At 42.2% G+C, this 18,856-nt stretch carries 17 protein-coding genes and 1 pseudogene; 11 read left to right on the plus strand and 7 right to left on the minus strand.

The genetic code is table 11. From position 1 onward, the window contains the following. Positions 1 to 2 precede the first annotated feature (2 nt). Entirely contained in the window at positions 3 to 1,274 is a 1,272-nt protein-coding gene (locus tag BLS59_RS11185; protein ID WP_240315219.1) for a TPR end-of-group domain-containing protein, read from the minus strand. Between the two features lie 78 nt (positions 1,275 to 1,352). Beyond that, positions 1,353 to 1,835: a hypothetical protein gene (locus tag BLS59_RS11190; RefSeq protein ID WP_091149158.1), complete on the minus strand. Its 483-nt coding sequence runs from the start codon at positions 1,833 to 1,835 to the stop codon at positions 1,353 to 1,355. Positions 1,836 to 2,023: 188 nt separating this feature from the next. On the opposite strand from BLS59_RS11190, the gene BLS59_RS11195 reads away from it, so the two are divergent. Continuing rightward, entirely contained in the window at positions 2,024 to 3,562 is a 1,539-nt protein-coding gene (locus BLS59_RS11195; protein ID WP_091149161.1) for a tetratricopeptide repeat protein, read from the plus strand. A 3-nt stretch (positions 3,563 to 3,565) separates the two neighbouring features. On the opposite strand, the pseudogene BLS59_RS11200 reads toward BLS59_RS11195, so the two are convergent. Beyond that, positions 3,566 to 3,783, minus strand: a pseudogene (locus BLS59_RS11200) (alkylphosphonate utilization protein). 122 nt (positions 3,784 to 3,905) lie between these two features. After that, complete coding sequence (locus BLS59_RS11205; RefSeq protein WP_091149164.1) at positions 3,906 to 4,889, minus strand: pyruvate dehydrogenase complex E1 component subunit beta; 984 nt, start codon at positions 4,887 to 4,889, stop codon at positions 3,906 to 3,908. Positions 4,890 to 5,065: 176 nt separating this feature from the next. On the opposite strand from BLS59_RS11205, the gene BLS59_RS11210 reads away from it, so the two are divergent. The 3 genes from BLS59_RS11210 to BLS59_RS11220 all read left to right on the plus strand — a co-directional run bounded on the left by BLS59_RS11210 (position 5,066) and on the right by BLS59_RS11220 (position 9,006). After that, positions 5,066 to 6,238, plus strand: coding sequence for a TlpA family protein disulfide reductase (locus tag BLS59_RS11210; RefSeq protein WP_091149168.1), 1,173 nt, complete (start codon positions 5,066 to 5,068; stop codon positions 6,236 to 6,238). A gap of 47 nt (positions 6,239 to 6,285) precedes the next feature. Next, positions 6,286 to 8,175, plus strand: coding sequence for a DUF4153 domain-containing protein (locus BLS59_RS11215; RefSeq protein WP_091149171.1), 1,890 nt, complete (start codon positions 6,286 to 6,288; stop codon positions 8,173 to 8,175). A 108-nt stretch (positions 8,176 to 8,283) separates the two neighbouring features. Then, positions 8,284 to 9,006 carry a carboxypeptidase-like regulatory domain-containing protein gene (locus tag BLS59_RS11220; protein WP_091149174.1) on the plus strand — a complete coding sequence of 241 codons (723 nt, stop codon included), beginning with the start codon at positions 8,284 to 8,286 and terminating at the stop codon, positions 9,004 to 9,006. Between the two features lie 14 nt (positions 9,007 to 9,020). On the opposite strand, the gene BLS59_RS11225 is transcribed toward BLS59_RS11220, so the two are convergent. Then, positions 9,021 to 9,914, minus strand: coding sequence for an AraC family transcriptional regulator (locus BLS59_RS11225; RefSeq protein WP_162842612.1), 894 nt, complete (start codon positions 9,912 to 9,914; stop codon positions 9,021 to 9,023). 123 nt (positions 9,915 to 10,037) lie between these two features. Here BLS59_RS11225 and BLS59_RS11230 point away from each other — a divergent pair, with 123 nt between their 5' ends. Beyond that, a complete protein-coding gene (locus BLS59_RS11230; protein WP_091149179.1) occupies positions 10,038 to 10,859 on the plus strand; it encodes a phytanoyl-CoA dioxygenase family protein in 822 nt (273 codons plus the stop codon). A gap of 53 nt (positions 10,860 to 10,912) precedes the next feature. Here BLS59_RS11230 and gcvP read toward each other — a convergent pair whose 3' ends face one another. Continuing rightward, complete coding sequence (gcvP, locus tag BLS59_RS11235) at positions 10,913 to 13,822, minus strand: aminomethyl-transferring glycine dehydrogenase (RefSeq protein ID WP_091149584.1); 2,910 nt, start codon at positions 13,820 to 13,822, stop codon at positions 10,913 to 10,915. Positions 13,823 to 13,983: 161 nt separating this feature from the next. Here gcvP and BLS59_RS11240 point away from each other — a divergent pair, with 161 nt between their 5' ends. Then, positions 13,984 to 14,442 carry an Lrp/AsnC family transcriptional regulator gene (locus BLS59_RS11240; RefSeq protein WP_091149182.1) on the plus strand — a complete coding sequence of 153 codons (459 nt, stop codon included), beginning with the start codon at positions 13,984 to 13,986 and terminating at the stop codon, positions 14,440 to 14,442. Positions 14,443 to 14,454: 12 nt separating this feature from the next. Here BLS59_RS11240 and BLS59_RS11245 read toward each other — a convergent pair whose 3' ends face one another. Beyond that, positions 14,455 to 15,171, minus strand: a complete 717-nt coding sequence (locus BLS59_RS11245) for a pyridoxine 5'-phosphate synthase (protein WP_091149185.1) — start codon at positions 15,169 to 15,171, stop codon at positions 14,455 to 14,457. A 69-nt stretch (positions 15,172 to 15,240) separates the two neighbouring features. Between BLS59_RS11245 and BLS59_RS11250 the strand changes: the two genes are divergently transcribed. From BLS59_RS11250 to BLS59_RS11270, 5 genes are all read left to right on the plus strand, one after another. Next, positions 15,241 to 15,759: a hypothetical protein gene (locus tag BLS59_RS11250; protein WP_091149188.1), complete on the plus strand. Its 519-nt coding sequence runs from the start codon at positions 15,241 to 15,243 to the stop codon at positions 15,757 to 15,759. Then, positions 15,740 to 16,741, plus strand: a complete 1,002-nt coding sequence (locus BLS59_RS11255; protein WP_240315220.1) for a polysaccharide deacetylase family protein — start codon at positions 15,740 to 15,742, stop codon at positions 16,739 to 16,741. Before BLS59_RS11250 ends, BLS59_RS11255 begins: the two co-directional genes overlap by 20 nt. 594 nt (positions 16,742 to 17,335) lie before the next feature. Then, a complete protein-coding gene (locus tag BLS59_RS11260; RefSeq protein WP_240315221.1) occupies positions 17,336 to 17,956 on the plus strand; it encodes a TetR/AcrR family transcriptional regulator in 621 nt (206 codons plus the stop codon). A 48-nt stretch (positions 17,957 to 18,004) separates the two neighbouring features. Then, positions 18,005 to 18,478: a hypothetical protein gene (locus tag BLS59_RS11265; RefSeq protein ID WP_240315222.1), complete on the plus strand. Its 474-nt coding sequence runs from the start codon at positions 18,005 to 18,007 to the stop codon at positions 18,476 to 18,478. Between the two features lie 14 nt (positions 18,479 to 18,492). Further along, on the plus strand, positions 18,493 to 18,801 hold the full coding sequence (locus tag BLS59_RS11270) for a DUF3817 domain-containing protein (protein ID WP_091149193.1): 309 nt from the start codon (positions 18,493 to 18,495) through the stop codon (positions 18,799 to 18,801). Positions 18,802 to 18,856 lie beyond the last annotated feature (55 nt).

Below are 18,856 nucleotides of genomic sequence, written 5' to 3' on the forward strand. Positions count from 1 at the left end.
TGCTATTTTGTTTTTGCGATACTCTCTGCCGCTGGCACCTGCCAAAAATTAGTGGGGTTATTTGTTTTGTAATAGGTAAAAATAGCGCCGTTTAGGGCGTTGGTATGTTCAGATTTGTCTGGGCTTTGTTTAAAATAGTCAAGTGGCAGAAGCGTAACATAAGCTAATTTTTTGTCTTTTACCTTTGTTTCTAAATCATATTCGCTGTTAAGGGGGCACTCCAGCATATACAGGTTTTTGGCCATGTAGTAATACAAATAGTTTTCTATCACAACAGATTGCTTATGGTTCCAGTTTGCATCGGGATTAATAATAAGCTGTTTTCCATTTACCAATCTTTCCCTCACTTCTTCAATACCCAGTAAATCACCTTTTTCGTTCATAACGTAGGCATCGTTTGTAGGATCTATCCAGATCCATTTTTTTAGCGAATTGACATACACCGTGTTTATCACATGGCAATCCAAATCTATACCCAAACTGTCCTTAGGCAGGCAGGTAACCAGGCGCGATTTTATACCTAACGATAAATAACATTCGTTTAATACAGTTGCAAGCCCCCGACAATTAAGGCCGCGGTTATCTTTTTTACAAACCGCGATCATGTTCATGGCATTCATAACTTCGGGATTGCCATGGCCGCCATCATGCGGAATGATATTATGAACCCAATGCAGCAGGTTTATTATTTTAGATGCATCGTTACCGGTACCGGCAACCGAATCAAGTTTAAAAGCTTTGCGTAATGATACCAGATGTGGGTTATCGGCCGATTGATAGGTAAATTTAGGGATCTCGCGCTTATCGCTTAAATTATACTTCCCCCCCTTGTTCAGGATGTACATATAATCACCAATTTCGCGGGTTGATAGTACCAGCGTTTTAAACCGCGCCTCATTGCGGATATTATCCAGATCGGCATCTGCCTGTATATGCGCATAATCGTAATAGCCTTCTTTAATGGTTTTCTCCAGGTAATCCAACGCCTGCTGTTTTTTATTAAGGAGCGAATAGGTACAGCACAGGTTATAAAAGCTGTTCATATAATACCCGCTAAAATCTTTCTTTACGCTATCGCTTAAATTATTGTATTCCTTCAAAGAAGCGGCAAGCAGTTTCTCATAGGTTTTGGCGTCGCGTTTTTGATAGGCCTGGTTAAACAGACTATCCTGCCTTTGGGCAAAGGTGGCAAATTGTTTTTCCTTAGCTGTTTGGGCTTTTAGGGTACCGGCGCAAAAAAATAAAATACAAGCAAAGATCAGTTTGAATTTCATAATCAACAATTTAACTGATAGACGATTGATTTACAAAAACGTTACAACCATAATTGTATTTTAACAATAATAAAATTGTTATGGCTTACCGGTTACCTTGGCCGATTCTTCCAGCTCATTATCAATCTGATCGTCGAAATAAAGGCGGTATATGGCCCAGTCGTTTTTAGCTTTGTAAAACATAAAAGTAAACCTGATAGGCTGGTTTTGGTGTTTGGCTAAGTAGCTGTACAATACCAGGCTGTTTGTCGCCTTACGCTGTACCAACAGTTCCTTCCCTACATAGGGGCCAATATACCCACGGGTGGTATCAATTTTGGCTATCAGTTTGGTAAGGCTTGATGGATCAACCAGCGGATTGGTTTTAAAAATTTCGATAACCGCTTTAGAGGTGCCGTCATTTTCATAGCTTTTAAAAAACTTGTCAATAATGCTGGTAACACCAACTACGCTGGCAGGTGCTTTTGCCGGGGCAGTTTGCGCGGATGCGGTATTGCCTAAAATACAAGTAAATAAAACCAGCACGAAGGTTTTAAAAGCATTACGAGGGAAGTTTTTCATATTGATAGAATTTGCTGTCTAAAATAGTGATTTTATATAAAAATGCCTTATATGTTAATACGCTTTAATACATAGCTCATCACTTTATTAAATTGAAAATTTAATTTATCATATTTGGCAAAATAGTTTAGTTATGATAAATCATATACTTATATTCAGCTTAAAATCAACCGTCACAATTAATACCAATGAAACTAATCTTACCTGCATTAATCCTGCTTTTTTTTACCAGCAATGCCATCTGTCAAACAACAATAGACTTTAAAGCAATTGGCGACTCTTTATTCAGAAGCGCAGATTATAATGGCGCGATAGTTAACTACACGCAAGGAATAAATAATGTAAAAAACGATAAATCCGGTCTGGCTGAATTGCTTGATAAACGGGCTTTAGCTGAGTTAAGACTTGAACAACATGACAAAGTGATAGCCGACGAAACAGCGGCTATCGCTGAAAACCCTATTTTAGGCGATGCCTACTGGAACCGGGGCCTTGCCTATGCAAGAACCGAAAAGTACCAGTTAGCTATCGATGACTATAATAAGGCAATATTAACTTTCAAAGGTGACAACGAACGTCAATCTAAGTTGTATGATAACCTTGGTTTGAGCAAAGCAGAATTAAAACTTTATAAAGATGCTATTGACGCTTATAATCAAGCGCTGTCACTAAACAGCAAAAATGGAAAGGTTTACTGGCATCGGGCTATTGCATTTAACGGCAACAAGGATTATCAGCTGGCTATTGATGATTACACCATGGCTATGTTTTATAACCAGGAAAATACGCAGGAATTGGCAACTTTATATGATAACAGGGGGCTCAATAAAAGATCATTGAAAAAATACAGAGAGGCACTTAATGATTTTAATACTGCATTAAGATTAAATCCCCAAAGAGGTACCGCCTATTGGCACCGGGCCTATACCTATCATTTAAATAGCGATCATCAATTGGCTATTAATGATTATACTACCGCTATACCTTTTTATAAAAACAGCAAAGAACAAACAGCACAGCTTCTGGAAAGCCGTAGTGTTGACGAAATAGCCGCCTATCAACCACAAAAAGCAATTGATGACGTTACAAGCGCAATTGAATTGTATCCTAAAAATGGTTTCACATACTGGACACGAGCAAATATTTACGCGCAAACGGGAAATTACAAATTATCCATAGATGACTATAATAAAACGATGGAGTTTTTCAAGGATAATAAAAAAGTGCTGTGTAATTTACACGCCGATATTGCATCAGACCTGTACATCACAAAAGACAACAAAAATGCGCTCAAGGAATGTAACACGTCCATCGAACTATATCCCGATTTTTGTTTGCCATATTTTACCAGGGGTAAACTCTATTTAAAAAGACTGGAAAATAAAGATCTGGCCATAAAAGATTTTAACAAGGTACTTGAGTTAGATACCACGAAATCAACGGTGGCTTATATTTTTTCGCAATTTTATCTGGGTCATGCCGATACAGCACTTGGAAAGCTACAGGAGAACATTTTAAAAATCTCCAATTCCGACGATTTGATTAGGCAATACTACAACTTTGCATGCTTGTATTCCCTCTTAAATAAACCGCAGGAAGCTAATATTTATTTGAAAAAAGCAGTCGATGCGGGATATTCAAAGAGCTATGCAGCTGACGACGAAGACTTTGACAATATTCGTAAAACGCCAGATTATATAGCTTTAATGGCCAATTTAGGGCACTAACATCTACCGTTTTTTCAAAAACTCCGTACGCAGTACAATGCTCATGCCGTCTATCTTGCAGTCAACCTCTTCGTCGTTATCTGTAAGGCGGATTTTTTTACCAGCGTGCCCTGCTTAAGGGTAGTGCCGCCGCCTTTTACCTTCAGGCTTTTCATAAGCGTTACCGAATCGCCGGTATTCAGGATATTTCCGTTGCTGTCTTTAACGTTTGATGTTTCCATTGTTGGAGGTATAAAAAATAAAAAGCCCGGTATTTTACAATCCGGGCTCAAAAATTATATTTCATTTTAGCAGGGTGGCAGGCAAAAATCCTGTCTGTCCTGTAAAATCCTTAAATCGTGTATTACTTGGTAACGTATAATACTTCCTTAACGGCTTTAATTACGCGCTCAGGGTTTGGCAGGTATTCCTGGATCAAAGTTGGTGCGTAAGGCAAAGGCACATCACCACCCATAATACGCAGTATAGGCGCATCAAGGTAATCAAAAGCATCTTTCTGTACTTTAAAAGCAACCTCGGTAGCAATTGAACCTAAAGGCCAGCTTTCTTCAATAATAACCAAACGGTTTGTTTTTTTAACCGAATTGATAACAGTTTCATAATCAATAGGGCGCACGGTACGCAGGTCAATAACCTCGGCGTGGATACCTTCTTTTGCAAGTTCGGCAGCAGCAGCGATAACCACTTTCATGATCTTGCCAAAACCTACCAAAGTAACATCAGTACCTTCGGTTACAACTTTAGCTTTACCTAAAGGTATGTAGTAAGTTTCTTCAGGCACTTCGCCTTTATCGCCGTACATTAATTCCGACTCCATGAAAATAACCGGATCCGGATCTAATATGGCTGATTTCAATAGTCCTTTTGCATCATACGGGTTTGATGGTACAACCACCTTTAAACCCGGGCAGTTTGCATACCAGTTTTCAAAGCACTGGCTGTGCTGTGAGCTTAGCATACCCGCGTTACCGGTTGGGCCGCGGAAAACGATTGGCACCGAGAACTGGCCGCCGCTCATTGACATGATTTTGGCAGCACCGTTGATGATCTGGTCAATGGCCACTAACGAAAAGTTAAAGGTCATGAACTCAATAACCGGGCGTAAGCCATTCATAGCCGAGCCTATACCGATACCGGCAAAGCCCAATTCAGAAATTGGCGTATCGATAACGCGTTTAGCGCCAAATTCATCAAGCATACCCTGACTAACTTTATAGGCACCGTTATATTCAGCAACCTCTTCACCCATCAGGTATATTTTATCGTCGTTGCGCATTTCTTCGACCATGGCCTCTCTTAGCGCTTCTCTGAATTGTATTTCTCTCATTATATTATATAAAATGACGTTTTTTTGCGGTAGCAAATATAATCACTAATGTGTAAAAAGCAATGCCATAAAAGCCGATATAAGTTTAACCTTATTTCACACTTAAATGGTTTGTTTTTAGGTAAATTAGTATTTCCAAACATAATGCTGTTACAGCTTATGAAACATCAAGCCTAATGAATAAATTTAACCTTACGCCATTATTAATTTTGTTGCTGCTTGCCTGCTTTTTTAACGCACAAGCACAAATATCTATCCTCCAAAAAACAATTGATAAGATACAGGGCTGTAAAAGCATCAGTTACAACGCTGTAGAAAAGGGCGGCAGCCCCTTTAGCGACGAGTTTTTTACCATAACATCACAAATAAGCTTCGCATCGCAGGCCAATAAGGCGTTGCAGCAACTCTACAATATAAGCTTTGTTACCACAAGCGATAAGGGTTTTAACTATGCTACGCACAACATTTTTAACGGGACGGATCTGTTAAATATCAGCCTTACCGATAAAACCTATCGCCTTAAAAAGAATTATACCGATGGTAATATTGATAACAGTTCGGTTTATCGCCTGGCGGCAGATTTAAAAGGTTATTTAAAAAACACCAAGCATGCCATAACGCAGGCAAAGGACAGTACGGTTAACGGCATTGCCTGCTACCACATCGCCATAAAAAGCATTGATTCTGCCGGTAAAGCCAAAGATTCTTATAATAATTTAGATGTATTCATCAGTCAGAAAACCTTTTTACCAGCCTATTGGAAAAGCGACCAAAAGGGAGTACTGGAAAAAGGCGGCATGCCCATAGGAACATTTAAAATTCAATGGGAAGTTACCGCCACCAAATACAAGCTTAACTCCGTTACACCCGGCACATTTGCCCTAAACATACCCGCAGGCATTACCGAAGAAAAACCGCCTCTGGCCCTATTGAAAAAAGGTGCCCCCGCCCCCAACTGGAAACTTACCGGCACCGATGGTAAAACCCTGTCGCTGGCGGATTTAAAGGGTAAGGTTACCTTGCTTGATATCACTTCAACAGGCTGCGCAGCCTGTATGTTGTCGGTAGCGCCATTAAACAACCTGCATGCTAAATATAAGGGTACCGATGTTGCCGTAGTGAGTATTAACCTTGATGATAAACGGGAAGACATTATAAAGTTTAAAGACAGGAACAAGGTTACTTACCCGGTTTATGTTAACGGTAATACCATTAAAGCAGCCTATCACGTGAGTGCTATCCCGGTATTTTATATTATAAATAAAGAAGGGGTAGTGAGCGAAGCCTATGAGGGCTTTTTTGAGAATTTTGAACAGCAAATGACCGTCAAGATAGATTCGCTGCGGTAGTTTTTTTAGCCGAAAGTTTACTACCTTGCTTATCTAACCTGTCATAAATGAAATTTCCATCCCTGAAAAACCTTGCCGAAGGCGCGGTATCAACCATAAAACGATATCCATTTGAGGTATTGTTTGCTTTGGCCGGTACCATAGCCGCTACTACCCAAATTGAGCTGCGCCAAATTGCCCGTGAAAATGAGGGCTGGTGTGTACGCGTTATGATGATAGCTAATTTGGGCTTACTGCTCAGTTTATCGGCCACGCTTTACACGCAGAGCGTGGCAATGGCCAAAAGCAAAAGTTTGGTATTGAAGGTAATCGTAGCCATTTTTGCTGCCCTCCTCATCCTCATCATCGACCCCACGCACCGCTCGGCAGATTATACCCGCTTTTTTCTGATGAGCCTGGCGATGCACTTGCTGGTAGCTTTCGCGGCCTTCACGGGCAAGGGACAGTTACAGGGTTTCTGGCAGTTTAATAAAACTTTGTTCCTGCGTTTTTTAACAAGTGTGTTATATGGCGTGGTATTATTTGCCGGTTTGGCCGCGGCAATTGGCGCCACTAACTTCTTGTTCAATTTTAAATTTGAATGGGATACCTACGCCGTACTATGGGCCTGGATAGTGGGCATGTTCACCACCCTGTTTTTCTTAGCCGGCGTACCTGTTGATACCCACGCGCTTAACACCGACGAAAGCTACCCGAAAGGCCTAAAAATATTTACCCAGTACGTACTCATCCCGCTATCAACGGTGTATGTTATTATTTTATTGGCCTACGAAATTAAAATATTGGTGCAATGGAATTTGCCTAAAGGCCTGGTATCAAACCTGATATTGGGTTACGCGGTATTTGGCCTTTTATCATTATTGCTGGTATACCCCATCCGTGAGCATGCCGAAAACAAATGGCTCAAAACTTACTCGCGCAGCTTTTACTTTTTATTACTGCCGCTGCTATTGCTACTGTTTGTAGCCGTTGGCGCAAGGGTATTTAGCTACGGCATTACCGAATACCGTTACTTTTTAATTGTATTGGCTTGCTGGCTACTGTTTATTTCTGTTTACTTCCTGCTATTTAAAAAGCAAAACATTAAGCTTATCCCTATCTCTTTAAGCGTTCTTACGCTGCTCTCCATTTACGGACCGCAAAGCGCGTTTACGGTATCCATGTACTCGCAGCGGCGGGTGGTGGTAAAGTTTTTTGAAAAACACAACGCATTTAAAAACGGAAAAATAACTTTTGTAGATAGCACCAAAATAAGCAATAAAGAGGGCAGCAGCGGCGTAGCCAACCTGCAATATTTTATTAATAAGTATGATATTGTTTCGTTGCAGCCTTACTTTACCCGCAACCTGCAAAAAATTTCCGACTCGTTAGGAAAGGTAAAAGATAAACCCATCGGCGAAAGGGAAATTACCCGCTATGCCCTGTATGATGAAAAACTTGAATGGATAAAGAAGCAAGTAGGCCTTAGCCATTTTTATCCATATTATTCCCCATCGCAGGATACAGTAGCAGACTTTTATCGCTTTACGGCAAATGAAAACATCACGGTAGTTAAAGGGTATGATATTATTTTGAGTAACGATAATTCTGTTGATACTGTGATCAATAATTACAACGGCATAAAGATCATGCAAACCAATTTGAATGACCATGTTCATATATTAAAGCTCAATGGTGAAGTCTTTAGGTTTGATGTATCAGAACTTGCCAAAAAGCTACTTGCCGATTCTGCAAAACTTAAAACATACAAACTTCCTTCGGATAGATACAATACAGAAAAGCAATATTCACTGCCCACTACCATGCTTTCGTTAAGCCAGGAAACGCCGCGGTATAGGGTACTATTCTTAGTTAAAAACTGTGACGTTAATGCCGCTGATAAGAAAAAATTATCAGTAAACAGCAGCTTCGGCAATTACCTTATACAACAGAAGTAAGTAAAGCGGTGCCCTATCGGCTTTAGTTAAAAGTTGTTAAAGTACTCATGAAAACAGCGGCCACTTTTTTATATTTGTAATGTGTTGATATAAAATAAGATACAACCTATGCGTTACCTGCTTACTTTTATCATATTAGGCATCTGCTTTACGGCAAAATCGCAAACCATTAGCGGTATAGTAACCGATAAAACCACGGGCATGAGGCTTACCGGCGCATGGGTTACCAGCACCAGCGGATCGGCCATAAGCAACTTGCAGGGCGAGTACAGCATCAGCGTAAAAAAGCTTGCAGATAGTATTAAGGTAAAAATGCCGGGTTATAAATCGTATGTGCGGGCCGTCAATCCATCGGCAGAGGTTTACCTGAAAATTGAGCTGGAGCCCCGCGTTATTGAACTAACCGAGGTTAGCATTACCGGCAAACGCGACAGGGTAAAAGATTCACTGAACACCCGCCGCCTGTTTGCGAAGGACTTTAACAGCGCGCCGCCAAAATTCACTGATATTTTTGGATTAGCGCAGGGCACTGGTCCGCTGGACGTGGCGGGGATAACCATTCATCCTTCGCAATTAGTGGCCCTGCTTACTTATAGGCGTAGCCGCGCCTATAAATTTAAAAAAGTGCTTATTAGAGATGAGCAGCTGAAATACGTAGAGAGCCGTTTTACTACCGAGCTGGTAAGCAAGCTTACCAACCTCAAATCAGACTCATTAGATGATTTTATTGACCAGTACCGCCCGCCTATAGCCCAGGTAAAAAAAATGACCGACTATGATATGGTGGAATATATAAAGGGCAGCGCCCTAAAATTCAGGGAAAGCAAGTAGGCTTTACCGTTTTATTATGCCGATTGCTTTTTAGGGCTGGCAATGGTACGCATAAAACGCTTGCGGTAATTAAGCGGACTAAGGTGCATCTTAGCCTTAAACATTTTGTAAAAGTGCGATACATCGCCAAAACCGCTTTCGAAAGAAATTTCGGAAATAGGCTTATCCGTTTGCACCAGTTGTTGTATGGCGTAATTAAGGCGGTACTCAATTATGGTTTCCATGAAGGTTTTGCGGGTAACTTTTTTAAAGTATTTACAAAACGCGTTGGTAGTCATATTGGCAATGCTGGCGGCGGCATCAAGCGAAACCTGTTTACGGAAATTTTCAACCAGGTAAGCAAATACCGGGTTTATGCGCTCGCGCTCGGCAGTTGTACGCTCGGCTATAACACGGTGCTGATCCAGCAGTACATACTCATCTGAAGAGGCCATGCGCTGCAATACCTCCAGCAAGCCGATCAAGATCCTGAAGTTACTTTTTTCTTCTACCAGGTTAAGCAGCATCTGCTTTACCTCGGCCTGCGTATCCGAATGAAAATAAATGCCCGAGCCGCTTTTTTGGAAAAGTCTTTTAATGTGCAGCAGTTCAAATTTGTTAAAAAAATCATCGCCCAAAAAAGCGTCGTTAAACTGTATAACTATGGCGCCGGCGTCGCTGGGTAAAACGTCCTTGCCTTCCAGCTTCCAGCAATGGGGCAGGTTGGGGCCAAGCAGCACCAGGTCGCCGGTTACAAAATCCTCCATGTGGCTGCCAACGTAGCGTTTACCGCTACCGTTTAAAATACACGTCAGCTCGTACTCCTCATGAAAGTGATAAGGGGCATCAAATGCCAGCTTATCAAACTTCCTTACCAGGAACGATTGACTGTTTGCAGGTTGAAGAACTTCGTACGATGCTTTAATCATTGCATATATTAGCGTGAACGTTATTAATAGGTAAATTTCGGATAAAATAACCCATAAACATACCATTCATTTCATTTTTTTTGCTATAAAGTTAAACTTCCTTTGAATAAAACCTAAAAAAATATGAATGCTAAGGTTTCACCATTACCGCAGCTGGATAATTTCAAAAGGCTGTCGCCCCAAACCATCCTGGAGTTTCGCGAAAAAGGGCATACTTTGGTTAAAAATATATTGTCACCGGCTGAAATTGAGGCCTATAGACCCGTGATTGTTAACGCTGCCGACAGGTATAATACTGAGAAACGCAAGCTCGAAGAAAGAGATACCTACGGCAAGGCTTTTTTGCAAATCATGAATTTATGGCAGGTTGATACCGATACCAAAAAGTTTGTTTTTGCACCGCGCATGGCTAAAATAGCCGCCGATTTAATGGGTGTAGAAAACGTAAGATTATACCATGACCAAGCCCTTTTTAAAGAACCCGGCGGCGGCCCTACGCCGTGGCACCAGGACCAATATTACTGGCCTGTAGATACCAACAACACCGTAACTATGTGGATGCCCCTGGTTGATATTAACGAGGAAATGGGCATGCTCACTTTTGCATCCAACTCGTACACTAACGGCGCTGTATTTAATCACGAAATTTCCGACCAATCCGCATCGGCATTTGATGATTATGTGACGGAGAACAACTTTCCCATAAGCCGGGCCAAAAGCATGAAGGCCGGCGATGCTACCTTTCATCGCGGTTTTACTATACACAATGCACCGGGTAATAACTCTGGCAAAAGGCGCGAGATAATGACCATTATTTACGTTGCCGATGGCGCCCGCATCACCCCACATAAAAACGAGTGGCAAAAGAACGATCACCAAAAATGGCTGATGGGCAAGCCTATTGGCTCGCCCGTTGATTCGGAGCTGAATCCTAAATTGTTATAAAACATAAAAGCCATCGTAAACGATGGCTTTTATGTTTTACTATTCAATTATTTTCACGTTCCGTATTCCGGTGTGGTTACTTCGCTTTCTTCAAACTCGTAATCGGTTAGCGGCGGGCATGAGCAAATAAGCGTTCTATCACCATAAGTATCATTAACCCTGCCCACTGACGGCCAGAATTTGTAAGCAGCCACGTACGGAAGCGGGAATGCTGCTTTTTGACGACTGTATGGGTGCTCCCACTCGTTACCCGTAATTACCGAAACCGTGTGCGGTGCATTTTTCAACGGGTTATCTGTTTTATCAAGTAAGCCGCTTGCAACATCAGCAATTTCATGACGAATAGCTATCATGGCATCGCAAAAACGGTCAAGCTCATGCTTAGGCTCACTTTCTGTTGGCTCAACCATCACCGTACCCGCAACCGGGAATGATACTGTTGGCGCGTGGAAACCGTAATCCATTAAACGTTTTGCTATATCAGTAACCTCAATGCCGAACGATTTAAACGAGCGGCAATCCAGGATCATTTCGTGCGCGCAACGGCCATTGGCACCGGTGTATAATACCGGGAAATGCTCCTGTAACCTTGCCTTAATGTAGTTGGCATTAAGGATGGCGTAACGGGTTGCGTTGGTTAAACCTTCGCCGCCCATCATGGCTATGTAAGCGTGTGAAATGATCAGTATAGATGCTGAACCCCATGGAGCAGCAGAAACCGCGTGGATAGATTTACCCCTGTCGATATCAACCACTGCATGGCCCGGTAAATAAGGAACAAGGTGTTTGGCTACACCGATAGGGCCCATACCAGGACCGCCACCGCCATGCGGTATACAGAAGGTTTTGTGCAGGTTAAGGTGGCAAACATCCGCGCCAATATTAGCCGGACTGGTTAAGCCCACCTGCGCGTTCATATTAGCACCATCCATATAAACCTGGCCGCCGTTCTGATGTATAATATCACATATCTCGATGATCGACTCCTCAAATACCCCGTGGGTAGATGGATAAGTAACCATTAAGCATGATAGTTCGTTTTTGTATTGCTCGGCTTTGGCTTTCATATCGGCAACATCAATGTTACCGTTGTCATCGCATTTAACAACCACTATTTTCATGCCGGCCATTGCTGCCGATGCAGGGTTGGTACCGTGTGCCGAAGATGGGATCAAAGCGATGTTGCGGTGATGATCGCCCCTATCGCGGTGATAGGCGCGGATAACCATTAAACCTGCATATTCACCCTGAGCACCTGCGTTTGGCTGCAAGCTCATGGCGGCAAAGCCAGTGATTTCGCTCAGCCAGTTGTTGATTTCATCAAACAGCTGCATGTAGCCACCAACCTGATCGGCCGGGGCAAACGGGTGGATCTTGCTAAACTCAGCCCAGGTAACCGGTACCATCTCGGTGGTAGCGTTTAGTTTCATGGTACATGAACCAAGTGCTATCATAGAGTGACAAAGCGAAAGATCTTTTGCCTCTAACGACTTAATGTAACGCAGCATTTCATGCTCGGAATGGTGCGTGTTGAAAAGGCTATGCGTTAAATAAGCTGATGTACGCTGCAATTCGGTTGGGATAACTGTTTGCAGATCGCCTTTAAGCTCATCAAAGTTTACATCGTTAATGGTTTTGCCTATTACTTTGGCGAAAAACCTTACAATGTTTTTAATATCATCTGGTGATGTAGTTTCATCAACAGAAATGGTAACAACCGAACCTTCGTAATTGAAGTTCATTTCGTTGTTTAACGCCTCTGAATGGATAGGACCGGCTAAATGCGCCACATCAAACTTCAGGGTATCAAAGTACGATTCGTTTAGTTGCTTGTAACCCAACTCGCCAAGGGCTTTAGCTAACAATACGGCTAAACCGTGAATGCGCTCGGCAATCAGCTTAACACCCTGCGGACCATGATATACGGCATACATACCGGCCATAATAGCCAGCAATGCCTGCGCGGTACAAATATTTGAGGTTGCCTTATCCCTGCGGATGTGCTGCTCGCGCGTTTGCAAAGCCATGCGCAAAGCGTAGTTACCGGCGCTATCAATAGTTACACCAATAATACGGCCCGGGATAGCGCGTTTGTATTCGTCTTTAGTAGCAAAAAATGCTGCGTGCGGACCGCCGAAACCCATTGGTACACCAAAACGCTGGGTTGTGCCAACAACAATATCGGCCCCCCACTCGCCCGGAGGGGTTAACAGCACAAGGCTCATGATATCGGCAACAACGGTTAGTTTGATACCTTTTTCATGACCTGTGGCGGCAAAATCGGCATAGTTATAAACCGCACCATTACCTGCAGGATATTGCACAATGGCACCGAACATATTTTCGTTAAGCTCAACCGTGCGGTGATCACCAATTTGCAGTTCGATACCGTAAGGCTCAGAACGGGTCTTTAAAATATCTATGGTTTGCGGAAACAACTCTTCCGAAACAAAGAAAATATTGGCATTTGTGTTTTTACGCAGACTATATTGCATAAACATAGCCTCGGCAGCTGCAGTACCTTCATCAAGTAACGATGCGTTGGCAATTTCCATCCCGGTTAAATCAACAACCATAGTTTGGAAATTAAGGAGGGCTTGTAGCCTGCCTTGCGCAATTTCGGCCTGGTAAGGTGTGTATTGGGTATACCAGCCCGGGTTTTCCAAAATGTTGCGCTGAATAACACCCGGCACAATCACATCATAATAACCCTTGCCAATAAATGATTTAAACACCTTGTTTTTTGAAGCGGTTTGCTTCAAAGTGTTCAGGTAGTCAAACTCGCTTTTGGCTGCCGGTAAGTTGAGTGGTTTTTTTAGCCTGATCTTTTCAGGAACGGTTTGCGCTATTAATTCATCAAGCGTATTAACACCTATTGTTTTTAACATTTTTTCGGTGTCTGCCTGGTTTGGCGCTATATGCCTATGCTGGAATTTTTCCTGGTATTGCGTATCTAATTTCATGCTTTGCTGCTTAAATATTATCCCGCCCAAATTTACACAATAAAGAATTTTTATTTTATAACTAAAGGTATATTGGTAAATTTTTCTGCAAAAGATGTTATTTTTATAAAAAAAATCTTAATCATACCATATTCGCTCATTTATTAAGAAAAATTATCCTAATGGAACCTATAGACGAAATTGACAAAGGCATTTTACGCGAACTGCAAAAAAACGCCAAGATCACTACTAAAGAACTGGCCTCAAAACTAAACCTTACTATTTCGCCAGTTTATGAGCGGATAAAGCGCTTGGAAAACATGGGTTTTATTAAAGAATACGTTGCTATCCTGAATAAAGAAACGATTGGCAAGGCCTTCACCAGTTATTGCCAGGTATCTATGCGCTATCACGAAGAATATATCGATAAATTTGAAGAAGAGATCTTAAAACTCGACGAGGTTCAGGAATGCTACCACATAGCCGGGCAAATAGATTTTTTGTTAAAGGTAAATGTAGGCAGCATTGATGAATATCATAATTTCATAAGGTACAAACTGTCAAAAATCACCAATATTGGGATCTTAAACAGCGCCTTTGTTTTAAAAGAAATTAAAAAGACCTATGCCTATAATATTTAGCCCCGAAAATACTTAAGCTAATTGGCGCAAATACATCTGTATGGTGTTTTCCAACCCGTAATATAACGCATCACTGATCAGCGCGTGGCCAATGCTCACTTCATCCAGCGCGGGTATATTTTCGGCAAAGTATTTAAGGTTATGCAGATCGAGGTCGTGCCCGGCGTTTATGCCAAGACCTGCTTCCTGGGCTACTTGGGCGGCCTCTATGTAGGGGGCAATAGCGAGTTCTTTACCTTGGCGGAAATGCGTGGCGTAACCTTCGGTGTATAGTTCAATACGGTCGGTACCGGTTTTGGCGGCGCCTTCAACCATTTTGGCAACCGGATCAACAAAAATAGAAACCCGGATACCGGCCTCTTTAAAAACCGCTATCATATCTTTCAAGTAATGATAGTTGGCAATAGTATCCCAGCCGTGATTTGATGTTATCTGCCCCAGTACATCGGGCACCAGGGTTACCTGCTCGGGCTTGTTGGCCAGTACCAGGTCAATAAATTTTTGCTCCTCGCAATTACCTTCAATGTTAAACTCGGTGGTAACTATCTTTTTCAGCTCAAACACATCATTGTAACGGATGTGCCTTTCATCGGGCCGGGGGTGTACAGTTATGCCTTGCGCGCCAAAACGTTCACAATCTTTGGCAACTTGTACCAGATCGGGATTATTACCACCGCGCGAGTTGCGCAGGGTAGCTATTTTATTGATGTTGACAGATAAACGGGCCATGGCTCAAAGTTAATACATCATTTATACAATTATAAACCTATTATTAATTGATAAGTTTATATTTAAATCATGAAACCTAAAACCATTATCATCGAGATTTTAATTGTAGCTGCAATTTTCGTGATCACCTGGTTGCTGTTTACGCATTACGTAAGCAATACCACGCTTGATATTGATATGAAAGATACTTATTTTGTAATTCAACCGGCACCAATTATCCTTACAGCCGGCTTATTAATTATAACTCTTGTTTATCTTATTAAAGAAGGCTTTAAGCGTTATAAACGCAGGTTTCAAAACATTATACTGCTGGTCGCTAACTTTTTAGTTCTTGTAAAACTCTACCCGTACACGGTGTTTGCAAGCACGCTGTCATCTCCCGGGTGGACGATTTATCCGCCTTTATCGGCCTTAGGTAAAAACATTCCGCCAATAAGCGAGAAACTTTACCATCATCTTTTTGTACTGATGCTGATTAAACAAATCCTGCCTTTTATTGTCGTACTTTTTATGTTGATATTGGTAATCACCGCCGTTATCACCGGTAAAAACTGGCATACCCAACCACATGAACAAACTACCAGCTAAAACACTTTTAACCGTATTTATTTGCTTAACGGCGTTCTGCGGGGCTGCTTATTCGCAGGCCAATTATCGCAAAATAGACAACTACAAACCGTTTTACGGCTGGGCGCACCATTTTCCGCAGGATTATATGATACTGCGCCAGTTTGATAACGAGGGCAAAAACTATCTTTTACTGGTAAACCCGCAAACGCTGGAAACCCGGATAGACGAACGCAGCTTTTACGATGTGAAACCAATGGACGTAGCCGCCGCCCGCGATTTTTTTAAAAGTACACCCTACCAGAAAGCCTTGCGCCGGGCCGAAAAACAATCGGTAACGATACAGGATGCCGGGATAGAAAGCGGTTTGCCCAAAGAAACGGGCATTAACTTAACCGCCGATCTATGCCCGTCGCACCGGCCGTTGGACAGGCGCATTTTTACCGATATTTTTAATGAATTTAAAAAGGTAGAGCGACCCGTTCCCGTTGCCCTTTCCGTTACCGGTGTTTGGATGCGACAGCACCCGCAGGATTTGGACTGGCTTAAACAAATGCAGCAAAAGCATGAAATTTATATTACCTGGATAAATCACTCCTTTAATCACCACGTAAGTTTAAAGGCCCCGCTAAAGGAAAACTTTTTACTGGAACCCGGTACAAACATCAGTTATGAAGTGCTGGAAACTGAAAAAGCAATGCTAAAGAATGGCCTGCTTCCATCCGTGTTTTTCCGCTTTCCGGGGCTGGTGTCAGATCAGCAATTGGTATATAAGATCACAGATTTTGGCCTCATCCCCATTGGTACCGATGCCTGGCTGGCCAAAGGACAACAACCCCAGGCAGGCAGCATTGTGTTAATACACGGTAATGGTAACGAACCAACCGGCGTTAACGATTTTATAAAGCTGCTGCAATCCAAAACACGCTCCATAGCCGGCAAGCAATGGCTGTTATATGATTTGCGCGAAAGTGTGGATGAGGAATTTGAGGGAAGTAAGTAATGTAGACTTTAGTTTAGTTAATTAACCTGTTCTCCATTAGAAACAATAGTCTATCATAAGATAATCCGTTTACCTTTTCCCTCCAAACGGGAGGGGCGCGTTGGGTTGTGAAGTAGCAGGGAGGGGTTTATTCGCATTGTTTACGCAGAAACCCCTCCCTACACCCTCCCGTTGGGCAATGTCATTAAGTTAAGGAATAATAACTAAAAAGTTTGTCATTTCGATACGAGGTACGAGTGAGAAATCTTATACATATCGGCGGAAACCTTGCAAAACGTATAAGATTTCTCCCGTTGGTCGAAATGACAAAATCCTTAACTTAATGACATTGCCCAACGGGAGGGAATCGCACAACCTCTACTTTTTTATAGTTTGTGCCATCATAATTATTATCAAAAAAAGGAATTGAATATACGTTGTAATCAAATCAGCTATTATGAAATAAATCCGTTCATCTATTCATTGCCGTTGACTGAAGTCAACGGATAAAAAAGCGATAAGCTGGCTTTAGCCACAATAAACTGCATTCAGGATACGCACAACACCGATTCGTCATAATTAAAAAACCATTTGCAACTAAACATACTAACCAGTATGTTTGCATTACATACCAGGCAGTATCTTTTAATGACAAAAGCAGAAACCACCCGTTTGGGCATCCTTCAAAAAGCATTTGGGCTGATATACCGCAATGGTTACCAGGCTACCAGCATTGATGATATTTTGGTTGATAGTCCGGTTACCAAGGGGGCTTTCTTTTATCACTTTAAAAACAAGGAAGAAATGGGCCTGGCCATGATACAGGAGATCATGTATCCCGGTATGTATGATGTGATGATAAAACCCCTCGCCGGTTCGGCCAATCCGGTGCAGGAAATTCATTTAATGATGACCAACCTGTTTTTAAAAGTGCCGTTTTTTGAAGTAAAGTACGGCTGCCCCGCCGTTAACCTTATCGACGAAATGGCACCTCTTAACGCGGCCTTCCATAAAGCCCTTGGCAAACTTATTACCGAATGGCAACAGGCTATGGAAACCAGCCTCGGCAACGGAAAAGCCGCAGGCATCGTCCGGGCAGATGTTGACCCCAAACAAGTGTCCTGCTTTATAGCGGCCGGCTATAGCGGCATCCGTAATATGGGTAAGCTTTTAGGTACACCTTGCTACACCTCTTACCTGCACGAACTAAAAAATTATTTAACACGGCTTCAATAAAAAAATTTAAATAAAAACATACCATTTAGTATGTTTTAAAATATAAACATGATGAATCTCTTTACCGTACTATTATTTTTTCATTCGCTTATCCGGTGGTTTGTACTGGCAGGCTTGCTTATCGCTATTTGCCGGGCTTACCGGGGCTACACCAAACGCCTCCCGTTCGACAAAACAGATAACGCCCTAAGGCACTGGACTGCCACCGTAGCGCACATTCAACTAATGCTGGGTATTTATATGTATACCCAAAGTCCTACAGTAAAATCATTGTTTAACGGCATTGCCAGTACCAACAGGGTAAGCGAGCCGGTTTTCTTTGGCGCTATACATATTGGTATGATGCTGGCTGCTATTATTATTATCACCATTGGTTCGGCCAGGGCCAGGCGGCAATTAAACCATCACGATAAATTTAAAACCATGCTGATATGGTTTGGAATAGCACTGGCCGCAATATTTATAGCTATCCCCTGGCCGTTTTCGCCGTTAGCCCACCGCCCCTATTTAAGATCATTTTAATAAATTAACTACACATGAAAAATCTGTTTAAAACAAACGTTGGCCGCCTGCGCATCATCGCTTACCTGGAAGGGTTATCGCTATTGATACTGGTTTTTATAGCCGTACCGCTTAAGCATTTTCAGCATAACCCGGCCATGGTAAAAACTATGGGGCCTATTCATGGCGCCCTGTTCCTGCTGTTTATCTTTAACACCATAAGCGTTGGTACAGAACAGCGATGGAAATTTAAAACCACCACCTGGAAGGTGCTGCTTGCCTGTATTATCCCCTTCGGTACGTTTTATATTGATAGTAAGATACTGGGGAAGGTGAAGGAATGAGCAGGAAACAAATCCATCGTTCTCATTTTGACTTTTTCCTTTTGAATTTTGACTT

The sequence above is a fragment of the Mucilaginibacter pineti genome (assembly GCF_900101875.1).
GTDB classification, from domain to species: Bacteria; Bacteroidota; Bacteroidia; order Sphingobacteriales; family Sphingobacteriaceae; genus Mucilaginibacter; species Mucilaginibacter pineti.

Excerpts from the sequence above, each read along its gene's own strand:
- BLS59_RS11240 (WP_091149182.1), top strand. The coding sequence starts at position 13,984 with ATGGAACCTATAGACGAAATTGACAAAGGCATTTTACGCGAACTGCAA.
- BLS59_RS11265 (WP_240315222.1), top strand. The coding sequence starts at position 18,005 with ATGATGAATCTCTTTACCGTACTATTATTTTTTCATTCGCTTATCCGG.
- BLS59_RS11255 (WP_240315220.1), top strand. The coding sequence starts at position 15,740 with ATGAACAAACTACCAGCTAAAACACTTTTAACCGTATTTATTTGCTTA.
- gcvP (WP_091149584.1), bottom strand. The coding sequence starts at position 13,822 with ATGAAATTAGATACGCAATACCAGGAAAAATTCCAGCATAGGCATATA.
- BLS59_RS11260 (WP_240315221.1), top strand. The coding sequence starts at position 17,336 with ATGTTTGCATTACATACCAGGCAGTATCTTTTAATGACAAAAGCAGAA.
- BLS59_RS11225 (WP_162842612.1), bottom strand. The coding sequence starts at position 9,914 with ATGATTAAAGCATCGTACGAAGTTCTTCAACCTGCAAACAGTCAATCG.
- BLS59_RS11195 (WP_091149161.1), top strand. The coding sequence starts at position 2,024 with ATGAAACTAATCTTACCTGCATTAATCCTGCTTTTTTTTACCAGCAAT.
- BLS59_RS11230 (WP_091149179.1), top strand. The coding sequence starts at position 10,038 with ATGAATGCTAAGGTTTCACCATTACCGCAGCTGGATAATTTCAAAAGG.
- BLS59_RS11190 (WP_091149158.1), bottom strand. The coding sequence starts at position 1,835 with ATGAAAAACTTCCCTCGTAATGCTTTTAAAACCTTCGTGCTGGTTTTA.
- BLS59_RS11205 (WP_091149164.1), bottom strand. The coding sequence starts at position 4,889 with ATGAGAGAAATACAATTCAGAGAAGCGCTAAGAGAGGCCATGGTCGAA.
- BLS59_RS11210 (WP_091149168.1), top strand. The coding sequence starts at position 5,066 with ATGAATAAATTTAACCTTACGCCATTATTAATTTTGTTGCTGCTTGCC.
- BLS59_RS11215 (WP_091149171.1), top strand. The coding sequence starts at position 6,286 with ATGAAATTTCCATCCCTGAAAAACCTTGCCGAAGGCGCGGTATCAACC.
- BLS59_RS11245 (WP_091149185.1), bottom strand. The coding sequence starts at position 15,171 with ATGGCCCGTTTATCTGTCAACATCAATAAAATAGCTACCCTGCGCAAC.
- BLS59_RS11220 (WP_091149174.1), top strand. The coding sequence starts at position 8,284 with ATGCGTTACCTGCTTACTTTTATCATATTAGGCATCTGCTTTACGGCA.
- BLS59_RS11185 (WP_240315219.1), bottom strand. The coding sequence starts at position 1,274 with ATGAAATTCAAACTGATCTTTGCTTGTATTTTATTTTTTTGCGCCGGT.
- BLS59_RS11250 (WP_091149188.1), top strand. The coding sequence starts at position 15,241 with ATGAAACCTAAAACCATTATCATCGAGATTTTAATTGTAGCTGCAATT.
- BLS59_RS11270 (WP_091149193.1), top strand. The coding sequence starts at position 18,493 with ATGAAAAATCTGTTTAAAACAAACGTTGGCCGCCTGCGCATCATCGCT.